This window comes from Pseudoalteromonas sp. TB25 (genome assembly GCF_000497995.1).
In the GTDB taxonomy this organism is placed as follows: Bacteria; Pseudomonadota; Gammaproteobacteria; order Enterobacterales; family Alteromonadaceae; genus Pseudoalteromonas; species Pseudoalteromonas distincta.
This window is the reverse complement of record NZ_AUTI01000279.1, coordinates 1-14683: the sequence shown is the minus strand read 5'-3', so window position 1 is coordinate 14683 and position 14683 is coordinate 1. Positions and strand designations below refer to the sequence as shown.

The window sequence follows — 14683 nt, the reverse complement described above, 5'->3', positions numbered from 1 at the left end:
GGAGAGAGAAATGAAGTTACCGATTTATTTAGATTACGCAGCGACCACGCCTGTTGATGAACGTGTTGCTAAAGAAATGATGCAGTGCCTGACAATGGACGGTAAGTTTGGTAATCCTGCGTCACGCTCACACCGTTTTGGTTGGCAAGCAGAAGAAGCTGTTGACCAAGCGCGTACAGATATTGCTGATTTAATTAATGCAGACCCACGTGAAATTGTTTTCACATCGGGTGCAACAGAATCAAATAACCTTGCTATTAAAGGTGCAGCACAGTTTTACAAGAAAAAAGGTAAGCACGTTATTACCGCTAAAACTGAGCATAAAGCTGTAATCGACACATGTCGTGAGCTTGAGCGCCAAGGTTTTGAAGTAACTTACATGGACGTTGAAGAAAACGGCCTACTTGATTTACAAAAACTTGCCGACACAATGCGTGACGACACAGTACTTGTAAGCATCATGCACGTTAATAACGAGCTAGGTGTAATTCAAGATATCGCGACTATTGGCGAAATGTGTCGCGAACGTAAAATTATGTTCCACGTAGATGCAGCGCAAAGCGCGGGCAAAGTATTAATCGACGTGCAACAGCTTAAAGTTGATTTTATGTCGTTCTCTGCACATAAAGTGTATGGCCCTAAAGGTGTTGGTGCACTTTACGTTCGTCGTAAACCACGTGCTCGCCTTGAAGCGCAAATGCACGGTGGCGGACATGAACGCGGTATGCGCTCTGGTACACTAGCAACTCACCAATTAGTGGGTATGGGTACTGCGTTTAAAATTGCTAAGCAAGATTTCGAAAAAGATCACGCACACATCAGCGCCTTACGTAATCGTTTAATCGACGGCATTATGGCTGATATGGACGAAGTATACTTTAACGGCACACAAGACCAATCAGTACCGGGTATTGTAAACATCAGCTTTAACTTTGTTGAAGGTGAGTCGTTACTTATGGCAGTAAAAGACATTGCAGTATCGTCAGGTTCAGCCTGTACATCTGCAAGCTTAGAGCCTTCTTATGTATTACGTGCACTTGGCCGTAACGACGAATTAGCACATAGCTCAATTCGTTTTAGTATTGGTCGCTTTACTACCGAAGAAGAGATTGATTACACCGTCGAATTAATGAAAAACTCTATCGGTCGCCTACGTGAGATGTCTCCACTTTGGGAGATGCATCAAGAAGGTATTGATTTAGATTCAGTTGAATGGGCTCACCACTAATAGTGTGAGCACATACCCTAGCAGGTAATGAGGATAGAATAATGGCTTATAGTGATAAAGTAATTGACCACGTAGAAAACCCACGTAACGTAGGTACTCTAGATAAGAACGATCCGTCAGTGGCAACGGGTATGGTAGGCGCACCAGCATGTGGTGACGTAATGAAACTGCAAATTAAAGTATCTGCCACTGGCGTTATTGAAGATGCAAAATTCAAAACCTACGGTTGTGGTAGCGCAATTGCTTCTTCTTCACTTGTAACAGAGTGGGTTAAAGGCAAAACGCTAGACGAAGCAGCGACAATTAAAAACACTGATATCAGTGCAGAGCTTGAGTTGCCACCAGTGAAAATCCACTGTTCAATTTTAGCCGAAGACGCAATTCAAGCAGCAATTGCAGACTACAAAAGCAAACAAGCGAAGTAAGAAGAGAAACTCATGGCAGTGACATTGACAGATGCGGCAGCAAACCGCGTACAATCATTTTTAGCAAACCGCGGTAAAGGTTTAGGCCTGCGCGTTGGCATTAAAACGACGGGCTGTTCAGGTCTTGCTTATGTACTTGAGTTTGTTGACGATTTAAACGAAGACGATGAAACTTTTGCGGCTAAAGGTGTCACATTAATTGTTGACGCTAAAAGCTTAGTTTACATCGATGGCACAGAGCTCGACTACACTAAAGAAGGCTTAAATGAAGGGTTTAAATTTAATAACCCGAATCAAGCAGATGAGTGTGGTTGTGGCGAAAGCTTTACTGTTTAAGCTTTAAATATCTTTGTAGTATAAATAAGCCCTGCCAGTTAATGTAGGGCTTTGTTATTTCTGAATATTATTGGTTGAAGTTATGCGTTACTTTGAATTATTTGCAGTCCCCGTTGATTACAATATTGATTTAGCAACGGTTAACAAGCACTACTTGGAATTACAGCGTACTGTACATCCCGATCGCCACGCGAATGCGAGCAGCCGCGATAAGTTAATGGCTGTGCAAAGCACCGCCGAAATTAACGATGCGCTACAAACATTAAAGCACCCAGTAAAACGTGCCGAATATATGTTGAGTGAGCTAGGCGTTGATATTCGTGCAGAGCAGCAAACCTTGCAAGATCCAATGTTTTTAATGCAGCAAATGGAACTTCGCGAAGAACTTGAAGAGCTAACATCAGCTAGCGATCCTGATACCGCCATTGTAAATTTTGAAAAACAAATTAAGCAATTAAATGCGCAATACAGTGCACAACTTGCTGAGCAATTAGCAAGTAACGATGAGCAGCAATATCAACTTGCCGCAGATAATATTCGTAAACTGAAGTTTGTTTATAAGTTACGTGAAGAACTAGAGCGTATCGAAGACAGTTTATTTGACGATTAATTACTTGCTGCAAAGCGAGCAACACGAGTTTAAAGAGCATTATGGCATTATTGCAAATTGCTGAGCCGGGGCAAAGCGCGGCACCACACGAACATAAACTAGCGATTGGTATTGACCTTGGTACAACTAATTCTTTAGTTGCAACAGTGCAAAGTGGCGAAGCCCGCACGTTAACTGATGATCTTGGCGCGGCTATGTTACCGTCGGNTCGGTTGTTCGTTATCAAGCAGGCGGTATTACTGTTGGCGCAGAAGCTGCACAAGCAGCAACGCAAGATCCTGCTAACACACTTATTTCGGTTAAGCGTTTTTTAGGTAAAACTCAGGCTGAAATAGAGCAAAGTTATGGGCAACTACCGTATGAATTTTGTGAGCACAATGGTGCGCTAGCAATAGAAACTGCGGCAGGNAAGCCATATTTTAGCTGCATTAAAAGCACGAGCTGAGCAAAGTTTTGGCAACCAAGAAATTTTAGGGGCTGTAATTACAGTACCGGCCTACTTTGATGACGCACAGCGCCAAAGTACTAAAGATGCCGCAGAGCTTGCTGGTATTAACGTACTACGTTTATTAAATGAACCAACAGCAGCAGCGGTTGCTTATGGTTTAGATTCAGGTCAAGAAGGTATTATTGCTGTTTACGATTTAGGCGGTGGTACGTTCGATATATCAGTACTTAGATTACACCAAGGTGTGTTTGAAGTAATGGCAACCGGTGGCGACTCTAGCCTCGGCGGCGATGACTTTGATTCGCTCCTTGTTGATTACTTTAAGCAGCAAACAGGTGTGTCAGCATTATCACCTTCAGTTTTACGTTTATTTATCAATAAAGCAAAAGCGTGTAAAGAAGCATTAAGCCAATACGCTAAAGTAAACGTGGGCCTTGAGTTTGACGATCAAAAATACACCGTTGAAGTAACGCGCGAAACGTTTGATGAAATGGCTATGCCACTAATTAAAAAAACGCTGCGCTCGTGTCGTCGTGCTGTAAAAGATGCTGGCATTGAAAACGAAGAAGTGCTGCAAGTTATTATGGTAGGTGGTTCAACCCGTATGCCATTGGTACGTAGCCAAGTACAAAGCTTTTTTGATAAAGAGCCGCTAACTTCAATCGATCCTGATCGTGTTGTAGCCTTAGGTGCCGCGCTTCAAGCCGACGTGTTAATTGGCAATAAGCCCGATTCTGACATGTTATTGCTTGATGTATTACCGTTATCGCTAGGCCTTGAAACTATGGGTGGTTTGGTTGAAAAAATCATTCCGCGTAATACAACGATTCCGGTAGCACGCGCACAAGAATTTACAACGTTTAAAGACGGTCAAACAGCCATGTCATTACATGTGCTGCAAGGTGAGCGTGAGCTTGTTGATGATTGTCGATCGCTTGCTAAGTTTAGCTTAAAAGGTATTCCACCAATGGCGGCAGGCGCTGCGCATATTCGTGTAACCTTTAAAGTTGATGCTGATGGCCTATTAAGTGTTTCAGCTATGGAAAAATCAACAGGTGTACAAGCTGAGATTCAAGTTAAGCCTTCGTTTGGTTTATCTGATGACCAAGTAGCTAACATGCTAAAAGAATCAATGAGCAACGCTAAAGGCGACATGCAAGCGCGTATGCTTAAAGAGCAACAAGTAGAAGCGTTGCGCGTAATAGAAGCGCTTAACGCATCACTTGAAGCCGATGGTGCATTACTTGACGATATGCAACTAGCTAACTTACGCGCTGAAATTGCAGAACTGGTAAAAGTGCGCGAAAATGCACAAGAGCCTGGCGAAATTAAAGCAGCTATCGAAAAAGTCGATAATGCGAGTAGCGACTTTGCATCGCGTAGAATGGATGCATCAATTAAAAAGGCCCTTACAGGGCAGTCAGTAGACAACATTTAAGAGAGATTAGAATGCCACAAATTGTTTTTCTTCCACATCCTGAATTATGTCCTGACGGCGCTGCAATTGAAGCTCCTACAGGTCAAACGGTACTCGACGCTGCGCTTAAAAATGGTATTAGCATTGCGCATGCTTGTGAAAAGTCTTGTGCATGTACTACGTGTCACTTAGTGATTCGTGAAGGATTTGACTCACTTGAAGAAAGTGATGAGCTAGAAGACGACATGCTAGATAAAGCATGGGGCTTAGAGCCTGAGTCACGCCTTGGTTGCCAAGCAATTATAAGAGATGAAGACCTAGTGGTTGAAATACCTAAGTACAATCTCAATATCGTTAATGAAGAGCACTAGTTTTTAACGATATATATTAAAAGCCGCTGTTTGATACAGCGGCTTTTTTGTTTCAAGAAAGCATTTATAAATACGTAGCAGCGACTTTATGTCGCGTTTTTAAATCTCAAACGTTTTAAGTTAAATTTTTCTAATCTCAAACTTGAACATCAAAATGATCACGTATTTTTTCAGATTATATAAACGCGGGGTAAACCCGCTGCTACGAGTTCAACCCAATCCCTAAAATCTATTTTGGAGGTTTATTTTGAGTAATCTTATTTTCTCAGACTCATTTATTAACGGCGAATTTTATAAAACCGATACGCGCTTTAGCGTTAACGATCCCGCTACCGAAAAAAGTATTGTTGAAGTAAGCGATATTGACGAGCAGGGTGTAAATAGCGCAATAACCGCAGCTCAAGGGGCTTTTGTTAAGTTAAAAACGACGAATGCCACTGAGCGAAGCGAAACCTTGATGCGCTGGTATGAGCTAGTTATAAAACACAAACAAACACTTGCAGAGCTTATGACCAAAGAGCAAGGCAAGCCGCTCAAAGAATCCCTTGGCGAAATTAACTACGGTGCAGGTTTTATCAAATGGTTTGCAGAAGAAGCCAAACGTAGTTACGGAGATGTAATTCCGCCAACAGATGACTCGCATCGTTTAACTAGCTTTAAGCAGCCTGTCGGTGTTGTAGCTGGGATTACACCGTGGAACTTTCCTATTGCTATGGTTACTCGTAAAGTAGCTCCAGCTTACGCTGCGGGCTGTAGCTTTATACTTAAACCTTCTGAACATACGCCACTATGCGCTATCGCACTTGCTTATCTGGCCGATCAAGCTGGTTTTGTTAAAGGTGCATTTAATGTACTGGTTTCACAAGATGCCAAAACAGTAGGTAAAATGCTGACTGACTCAGAAATCGTGCGTAAGTTTACATTTACCGGCTCTACCGGTGTAGGTAAGCAGTTGCTGTCGCAATGTGCAGACACAATTAAACGCACCTCGATGGAGCTTGGCGGCAATGCGCCTTTTATCATTTTTGATAATGCAGATTTAGATGAAGCTGTAGAAGGGCTAATGGCGGCTAAATTTAGAAATAGTGGGCAGGCATGTGTTGCTGCAAACCGTATCTTTATACAGCGTAATATTCTCGACAAAGTACTGTCAAAAATCACGCCTAAGGTTGCAGCGTTAAAAGTGGCAAATGGTTTTGAAGACGATGTTGATATTGGCCCACTCATTTACCCTAAAGCCAAAGAGAAAGTACAACAGTTAGTACAAGACGCACTCGATAAAGGTGCTACGTTGATTGGCGATAATAGTGACTTAGGTGGCAGCTTTCAAAACCCATTAATAGTAAACAACGTAACGACAGAGATGGATATTTACCACGAAGAAGTATTTGGTCCAGTATTAACGGTTATTCCTTTTGATGAAGAAAGTGAAGTGCTTGCACTTGCTAACGATGTACCATTTGGTCTAGCAGCCTACTTTTACAGCCAAAATATTAAGCAAATTTACCGAATTAGTGAAGGGCTTGAATTTGGTATGGTAGGTGTAAATGAAGGTGTTATATCAAACCCAGTAGCGCCTTTCGGTGGCGTTAAACAATCTGGTTTGGGCCGAGAAGGTGGGCATCAAGGGCTGGATGAGTACCTAGAAGAAAAATACGTGTGTATTAAAATATAACGCCCGTTAAGTATACGAGCGCGAATTTACTTCGCGCTTTTTTATGACGTTAATATGGCAGATATATGAACTTTATCTTTTACTGTTGCTACACAGAGCACTAAATGCTACCTTTGGAGCCATATTTTTTGTTAATAAAACAACATAAAAAAACAAATAAAAAGTAAAAGGATTTCTATAAGTAGAAATAACCCCGTGTGTAAATGCCACCGTAAGGTGGCATTTTTTTGTTTGGATAGGTATAGGCTGTAATAAGCGTATTTTGAATAAAGGCATGGCTTTATAGGTGCTAACTTATAGGTGTGTAACCGGGTAAGTTATCAAAATCTACCTCATCTAGCTGCTCTGGGTTAGCATATTCATTGATATAATTTTTATAGACTTGCGACTCAATAAAAATAGCAAAAATGTCAGCATCAAGATGGTTTTTAGCAACCATTGAGCCTAAAATAAATAAACACTCACTGACCGGTTTTGCTTTTTTGTAGGGCCTGTCTACCGCAGATAGCGCTTCAAAAATATCCGTAATAGCCATTAACCTTGCAGGCACCGACATTTGCTCTTTGGTTAAACCTCTTGGATAACCAGTACCGTCAAGTTTTTCATGATGACCTAAAGCATATTCAGTCACATTGCTTAAGTGTTTAGGGAACGGCAGGGCATCTAAAATATTTTTAGTTACATCCATATGACGTTTCATTACTTCACGTTCGGCTTCGGTTAGCGTGCCTCTTCGTATTGTTAAGTTTTCAACTTCATCAGCTGAGAGCAATGGTGTATTAATATCATTTATAACGAGTTGGTATTTGTTTGCAATGCGTTCAATGTGCTCAAGTTCTGCATCACCTAAAAACTCGCCCCCTACATTCACACGCTGTAATAATGCACGGTCTAATGCCAACTGTTTAAGCTCGGTATCAAGTAGGCGTTCAAATTGTTGAACTTCGATAGGTTTTTGCAGCTTCATCGCACAGATGATTTTTTGCTGATACGCTATTTTTAAATCTCGGCTAATTATTTCAAATTTAGCATCTACATATTTTATTCGATCAAAAATAGTTTCTAGTTTTGTCGACTTTTCCATAATGTGATCGGGAGTCGCTATTTTCCCACAGTCATGTAACCAGCCTGCTATATCAAGCTCATGTCGGTCAGCTTCACTCATAGAAAATGAAGCCAAAGGGCCTTTATTTATATCATGCACGGCATCTGCTAGCATTAACGTGAGTGCTGGCACTCGTTTACAATGGCCACCGGTATGAGGAGACTTTTCATCTATTGCCATCGCAATTGTTTCAGCAAAGGTCGAAAAAAGATCTTCCATTCCCTTAATTAGTGTCGAGTTAGTTAGTGAAATAGCGCCTAAAGAGGCAAAAGATCGAATTAGAGTGACAAGCTCTTCACTAAAAGGGATATTTTTATTTTGCGCATCTTTTACATTTATAAGCTGGATTACACCAATAATGTCATCTTCATGATCTTTTAAAGGAATTGTTAGCATGGACTCAGAGCGGTAACCCGTGCGGGCATCCATTTTGCGAGCTGCGCTCATATCAAAGGGCAGGGCATCATACACGTCAGGAATGTTAATCACTTCGCCGGAATTTGCAGAGTGGGCAACAATAGCTGTTTCGTTTGGTTTGCCATCAATAAAAAGATCTATATTAGGAAAATCTACAGGGCTCCCTAAAGTGCCACCTACACCTAAATAAAGATTTAATGACTTATTTATTACCGTTTCAAACTTGAGTTGTTTGTTTGGGGTAATAGAGTAAATGCTGCCAGCATCAGAATTTGCTATCGACATCACAACTTGCAGTATTTCATCAAGTAACTTAGACGAGTTTTTTTCTGTTGTTAGCCTAATACTAATATCGATAAAATGCTGAAGGTTTGTTTTGTCTTTAATGTGCTGTCGCATATGTTTACTACTTTTTAGTATGTTTGAAGGCACCATTCCAATCCTTAGCTAGTGTTTGCAAATCAGTGCCCTTAATACGTTCGATAAAAATGGTATAAACGTCAGAGCTAAATACGGTCGTGCTGTGTAGTTCTTTAAATAAGCTAAGCGCTTGTGGCCAGTTTTTATTATAAAAAAGCGTCATGGCCTGCTGTGATTTTTTAACTTCATTTAACTGTTCTTCATCGAGCTTATCTGTAAAATTTATAGGCTCAAACAACTGTATAGCCGTTGTTTTTCCGACAACTTGTACTTTATCTATTAAACGAAATGAAATATGAGGGCATTCCTTCATCGTTTCTTCTGTAACAAGAATAGCTACGCCATAAAATTTGGTCAAGCTTTCTACTCTAGCACCTAAATTAACAGTATCACCAAGAACTGTATAGGCTTTACGGTAAACCGAACCCATATCACCTACATTCATGTCGCCAGTACTTAAACCGATACCTATTTTTATTGCAGGCTGGTTGTTTTCTGCAAATAACTGATTTATTTTCGTTAACCCGTGGATCATAGACATTGCGGCTTCAACACCATGGCGAGCGTGATTTTCATCTTTTAGTGGGGCATTCCAAAATGCCATCACCATATCGCCTACGTACTTATCAATAGTTCCGTGATGATCAAATATGATTTTGGTAATAGCCGTAAGATATTCGTTTAAATATTCACTTAACTGATGAGGGGTCATACTTTCTGATAGTGAAGTGAAACTACGAATGTCGGCAAACAACACAGTCATATTTTTTCGCTCACTTTTTTGAGATAAACTTTTACCTTGCAGTATCATTTGGTTTATACGCTCAGGAGGAACATATTGGTCAAACATAGATTTTATTTTTCGGCTGTGTTTCATTTCAGCGATAGAGCCTACAATGATGTAATAACCGGCTAATATAATGATGAGTAAAAGAGGCATTAATAAAGGTAAACTAATTTTTTGTACTGACCATAAATAAACGTTTGAAAATATAACGACACTTGTGACTATAAGAGACAAAATAATAATAAAACGTGCGCTCTTACCGTGGCTAAAAAACGATAATACGCCACCAGTTAATGCAATGATGAGTAAGCTTGCCCCCAGTGACCAATTAGGTTTAGATGGAAGTAGTTCTGGGTGCATTAATCCTTCAAATATGTTGGCATGTACCTCAACACCAGGGTACTGCAAACCAACCGGTGTCGATCTTAAATCAGCGAGCCCAATTGCCGATGTGCCAATAAACGCTACAGTGCCTTCTAATTCCTCTGAGCCAATTCGCTGAGTCAAAATATCGGTAGCCGAATAATAAGGAAAGCTATGCGCACGGCCTTTGTAAGGAATTAATACTTGCCCATACTCATCAGTTTGAATCCACTTATCTTGAAACTTTATACCTTCGAATAAGGTTATACCATCTAACATATTGGAACGGGTTTCTATGTTTTCAGCAAGGGTATACAGCCGAGCAACTTCAAGTGCTAAAGAAGGGTAGAGTGTATCGCCAACTCGATTTACAAGAGCTGCTTTACGTATAAAACCATCTTCATCGCTATGTGCATTGATAAAACCGGTACCCGTTGTCGCATTTTGTAACTGAGGAATATTTACAATAGCACCAGGAAACTGGTTTATTTGTGAATTAGTATGATCTGCATTTGCCCATACAACACTGCTTTTAGCTGGCAAGTTTTGATTTGTGAGTTGTTCATCAATTAATAAAAAACCAAGAACAGTATCATTTTTAGATAATGCGCTTGCTAGCTTTGAGTCTGCATCGACTTGTTTAGTAATTTCAGCAAAGGGGATGGTGTACTTTTTTGATAAATCAGGAATCTCAGACATAATTTTTGTAACAGGGTTTTCTTCCTGTTCAGAAAAAAATATATCGAATGCAATAACAATAACACCTGCATCGGTAAGCTTTGTAACAAGGTCAGCTACTTTTGAGCGACTCCAAGGAAAGCGTCCTTGTTCTTGCATGCTCTTTTCATCGATATCAATTATTACAACGGTTTCATCGATGCGCCTAGGCGTCTCTGAAAGCGTCAGTAATAAACGAGAGTCGTATATTATACCTTCTACGCGGTTCACTAACTTTGCAAGCGACCCTGTTGAAAATAGCTCTATTGATGCAATTAATAATGTAATAACAGCGCCAATGAAAAAGTGCTTTGAAGTAATTGGTTTTAAGGAGCTAATGAGTAGCGCTCCTTGATAGACTAAAAATCAAAAACTCGTCCTTCTCGGCCGCATTCTATTTTTACCTGTTGAGAGTACTGCGTGTGTAAATATTTTTCTATAGCTAATAACTGTTCATCGGTTCTTGATGGATCGTGGCTAATAATAACCACATTTTTAATACTCGCTTTTATAGCAAGCTCAGCCACCTGATCTATGGTGCTATGCCCCCAACCATGTTTAAGAGGCAAGTCTGCATCTATAAATTGAGCATCATGAATTAGTAAATCAGCGCCTTCAATAAAGTTGACCCATTCGCTAATACTTGTGTTTGCTTTTTCTGGCGGATTTAGCTCATTGTCGGTAACGTAAGCCACCTTTTTTTCATCTGCTTTAATACAATAAGCAGTACCACCACCAGGGTGATTTAGTGGAGCAGTCGAAACCAAAAAACCATTAAGTGTAAATTGCTTTTGAGACGATAAATCAGTATTAAGCGTAATGCTGGCAGGTAAATCTTGATAACACACCGGAAAGTACGAACCACTCATTTGCTTTAATATGGCATCTTGGCTTTTTTTATCATCAACGTTACCCACAGTAATAGTTATATCACGGTTGGGTTGGTAAATAGGTTTAAAAAAAGGAAACCCTTGAATATGGTCCCAATGGTTATGCGTTAGCAAAATATTGATAGGACTTTGTGTTTCTAGTAAACGTATACCGAGTTCTACAATACCGGTACCAGAGTCTAAAATGAGATCTTTGCCATTATTTTGTTCGATGTACACACATGAGGTATTTCCTCCAAAAATGTGTGTATTACTTCCTGCTGAAGCCATTGAGCCTCTAACACCAAAAAATTCAACTTTCATAATTTAAGGCTAAGCTCCATCTTCTACAAAATTGAATTTAGAAATACTAACATTGTTAGAGTTAGTGTCATTACAGGTGCTGCTTACAACTACTTGGGTGTCATTTTGTAAGATGATTGAAGTAAATACATGTGTACTGGTACATTGGCTTGCTTCGTAAAATCCGGCACCACTGGATCCAAACGTATTATCTAAAGTACCATCAGTTAAAATGCGCGCTAACATTCCTTTATTGTTAGCCTTGCCTGCTAAAATAAGTTGATCGCTGCTATCTAGCGCTGCACCACTTAGCTCAGTGTTACCGGTTGAGGCCAAAGTATATTCACCGACACCGTTTACGGCAAAGCTAGTATCAAGCGTACCCGTAACAAGCAACCTAATAACATTGGCTTTATTTGGCGAATCAATAAGGTTTGCTATTAAATATAACTTACCCGTTGTGTCAGTTAAAATCTGCACTATTTTATTGTCGGTATCTGTAGTTTCTTCACCTACATATTTAAAGGTTTCAGTACCGTTTGAGCTCAACTTCAATGCGATTAGCTTTGAAGTGCCACTTAATACAGACTTACCACCAATGAAAATATCTGCATTGTCGGTATGTACGCGGTTATAGTACTCAAAAGCTGAGCCTATGATACTTCCGCCAGTGCCAAAGTTAGGCTCTAGAGTACCTTCTGGCGTCAACATTATAACGATTGGGCTAGGAGTGCCACTTGTTACTATTGACCCAACAGTAATAATGTTACCGCTGTTATCAAGTGCAATATCTGTCAGGTTTACCAATTCTGCGCCACTGACAGAAGTTGTATATACACCATCTGTAGCAAATGAAGAGTCTAAATTACCAGACTGATCAACTTTAGCTACAAAGCCCGCTTCACCATTTTCACTATTTTTAGAGCCTGTAATAACTAAATTGCCGTCGCTTTGCTCGGTTAAAGCAACACGCGACTTACTCAAATCTATGGCAATTTCTTTATGGCCACTTTCGCTAAAGCTAGTATCGATATCACCTGCACTCGTAAAGCGTGTTAATACTAACTTAGTAATTGAGTCCGATTTAGCCGTTGATGCAAGAATGTACTTACCGGCATGAGGGTCATTGCTAAGTTGTAAAACGTGCATTGATTGATCGTCAGATTCTGCGCTTATAGTATCAAAAGCAAGATAACCAACGTCTGCAAAGTTGGTAAATAATGTGGCTTGCTCGTCAACTGCAGCAACAAATGGTTTGGTGGTTGAGTCGTCAACAACACCCGATATCCATACAGTATCATTAGCATCTATAGTTGCTGATTTGGCAAATTGTTTTCCATTGATATCTGAAATGATATTAATACCTGATGCACCATAAGTACTATCAAGTGAGCCGTCTGAAGTTAAAATACGGGCAGAAAATAACTTTTCGTTAGCTGAAACACCGGTAGTGCCAGATAAAGTAATTTCATTTTTAATTGGCTCGTATTTTACGCCTGTTACGTTCGCGCCACCATTACCTGCACCACCGTTACCATCAATATCGTAAATAGCAGTACCTGCATCACCAAAACTCGTTATAAGAGTACCCGTTTTATCAATAGCCAAAACCACGGCTTCTTTTTCACCACTGTTACGAGTTATGTAACCACCTGCAAAAGCTGTAAATTCGGTGTTTTTAGCGCCGCCAATTGCAAATAATTCGTCATCTTTATTATTCTCAGACAAGTCGAACGATAATGCTGCGCTACCATTAAAACTTCCGTTGTTTTCACCATCAGAAATTAAATAACGAATAAGTACGTCTTTATCGCCAGTTGCACTTGTTACACTGCCGGCAACCATAAGATCAGAGCTATTAAAGTTTTTAATAGCAAACGCTTCGTCATCTCTATTAGCACCGCTCACATCGACTATTTTAGGGCTTCCGGCTTCATAAGCGAGTGTAGATATATCGTATTTTATCCATAAGCTATCGTCGTCGTTACCATTAAATGACTTACCAACAGCTTGAATTTTATTGTCGCTAAACTCAAGGTCATTAATAACGAGAGTGCTTGCTAATGCGGTACAGTGAATACCTGAATTATTATCTCCAGAGTTATTACTTAATACGCCAGCGGTATTCATTTTCAACAAACATGCTTCGGTATTTGTGCCATCAAAACTAGTGTAAGCAACAAAGAGGCTTGTACCATCAGAGATAATAGCAGTTGCTTCTTCATCATTTTCTAAATCTAATACCTTAACGCCATCACTGTTAAATGCTGTATTTATCACACCACTCGTTGTATAGGATGCAATAACAATATCTTTGTCGCTGTTATTACTAAAACCTACAAAGTAAAGGTTATTATTTAGCTCAATACTGTCATTAAATTCACCACTTGAAAAAACACCCGAAAGCTCAAGTTCACCTGTTATAGGGCGACCAAATGTTTCATCTTCAACAGGAACTAGAGGCTCCGCATCATCAGTGACATCAATTATTATATCAATAGTAGTTGTTTCGTTAGGCGTACCATCGTCAGTAATAGCTAGGCTCAATATGTACTGAGGAGTTGTTTCAAAATCAAACGGGCTTTCACCTTTTACAGTTAATAAGCCAGAATCATTATTTATTTCGAATATGGGGGCACCACTGAGCAGGGTGTAACTTAAATTTTGGTTCTCAATGTCTGAGGCACTAACAGTCCCAATAGTGTCACCATCGGTTGCGTTTTCGCTAATATTAAAACCTTGGTTTGACGCAACTGGAGCATCGTTAATAGGAGTAATCGTAATTGATAAACTACCAGTATCTGTAGCGTTATTCCCATCATTTACAGTATAACTGACAACAACAATACCGTTGGTATTTGCAGCCGGTGTGTACTGTAGTTTGTTATCGACAACNCCGCTATCGACTGACGCTGCTGTTATGCTTAGGCTATCACTATCCGCGTCTGTATCATTAACCAGCACATCAATGAGTAGCGGCGCAGCATCTTCATCCATAGTCGCCGTGTCGGTATTTGCAATGGGTTCATCGTTTACGAGAGTAATAGTAATAGATAGTGTTGCTGTACTGGCACCACCGTTGCTATCAATTGCCGTATAAACAACAGTTGCGAGTCCATTTGCATTGGGTGCAGGGGTGTATTGAATTTGATTGCCAACTACTGAGACCGAGCCAATGTCAGCTGAGGTTGC

At 40.2% G+C, this 14683-nt stretch carries 11 protein-coding genes and 1 pseudogene; 8 read left to right on the top strand and 4 right to left on the bottom strand.

Annotated elements, in window-relative coordinates; translation table 11 throughout:
• Window positions 1-10 precede the first annotated feature (10 nt).
• From L652_RS0109555 to L652_RS0109525, 8 genes and pseudogenes are all read left to right on the top strand, one after another.
• Window positions 11-1228 (top strand): IscS subfamily cysteine desulfurase, encoded by a 1218-nt coding sequence (locus L652_RS0109555; protein WP_002958425.1) that lies wholly within the window; start codon window positions 11-13, stop codon window positions 1226-1228.
• Window positions 1229-1269: 41 nt separating this feature from the next.
• The gene (iscU, locus tag L652_RS0109550; RefSeq protein WP_002958426.1) at window positions 1270-1653 is read left to right on the top strand and encodes a Fe-S cluster assembly scaffold IscU; all 384 of its coding nucleotides are present in this window, start codon (window positions 1270-1272) and stop codon (window positions 1651-1653) included.
• A gap of 12 nt (window positions 1654-1665) precedes the next feature.
• Window positions 1666-1989 carry an iron-sulfur cluster assembly protein IscA gene (gene iscA / locus L652_RS0109545; protein ID WP_002958427.1) on the top strand — a complete coding sequence of 108 codons (324 nt, stop codon included), beginning with the start codon at window positions 1666-1668 and terminating at the stop codon, window positions 1987-1989.
• An 82-nt stretch (window positions 1990-2071) separates the two neighbouring features.
• Window positions 2072-2599, top strand: coding sequence for a co-chaperone HscB (gene hscB / locus L652_RS0109540; RefSeq protein ID WP_024597117.1), 528 nt, complete (start codon window positions 2072-2074; stop codon window positions 2597-2599).
• Between the two features lie 41 nt (window positions 2600-2640).
• A complete protein-coding gene (locus tag L652_RS1000000125605; protein ID WP_275451731.1) occupies window positions 2641-2913 on the top strand; it encodes an Hsp70 family protein in 273 nt (90 codons plus the stop codon).
• A pseudogene (gene hscA / locus L652_RS01000000123620) lies at window positions 2835-4485 on the top strand (Fe-S protein assembly chaperone HscA). Before L652_RS1000000125605 ends, hscA begins: the two are co-directional and overlap by 79 nt.
• 11 nt (window positions 4486-4496) lie before the next feature.
• The gene (gene fdx / locus L652_RS0109530; RefSeq protein ID WP_002958430.1) at window positions 4497-4835 is read left to right on the top strand and encodes an ISC system 2Fe-2S type ferredoxin; all 339 of its coding nucleotides are present in this window, start codon (window positions 4497-4499) and stop codon (window positions 4833-4835) included.
• 247 nt (window positions 4836-5082) lie between these two features.
• Window positions 5083-6510 carry an NAD-dependent succinate-semialdehyde dehydrogenase gene (locus L652_RS0109525; protein WP_024597118.1) on the top strand — a complete coding sequence of 476 codons (1428 nt, stop codon included), beginning with the start codon at window positions 5083-5085 and terminating at the stop codon, window positions 6508-6510.
• A gap of 289 nt (window positions 6511-6799) precedes the next feature.
• Here the strand turns inward: L652_RS0109525 and L652_RS0109520 are convergent, their stop codons facing one another.
• From L652_RS0109520 to L652_RS0109500, 4 genes are all read right to left on the bottom strand, one after another.
• Window positions 6800-8467, bottom strand: coding sequence for an HD family phosphohydrolase (locus L652_RS0109520; protein WP_024597119.1), 1668 nt, complete (start codon window positions 8465-8467; stop codon window positions 6800-6802).
• On the bottom strand, window positions 8439-10550 hold the full coding sequence (locus L652_RS0109515; RefSeq protein ID WP_253947736.1) for an adenylate/guanylate cyclase domain-containing protein: 2112 nt from the start codon (window positions 10548-10550) through the stop codon (window positions 8439-8441). The genes L652_RS0109520 and L652_RS0109515 overlap by 29 nt, the downstream gene beginning before the upstream one ends.
• Window positions 10551-10678: 128 nt before the next feature.
• A complete protein-coding gene (locus L652_RS0109505; RefSeq protein ID WP_024597121.1) occupies window positions 10679-11512 on the bottom strand; it encodes an MBL fold metallo-hydrolase in 834 nt (277 codons plus the stop codon).
• 9 nt (window positions 11513-11521) lie between these two features.
• On the bottom strand, window positions 11522-14683 hold a 3162-nt coding region (locus tag L652_RS0109500), incomplete at its 5' end, for an Ig-like domain-containing protein (RefSeq protein WP_024603424.1).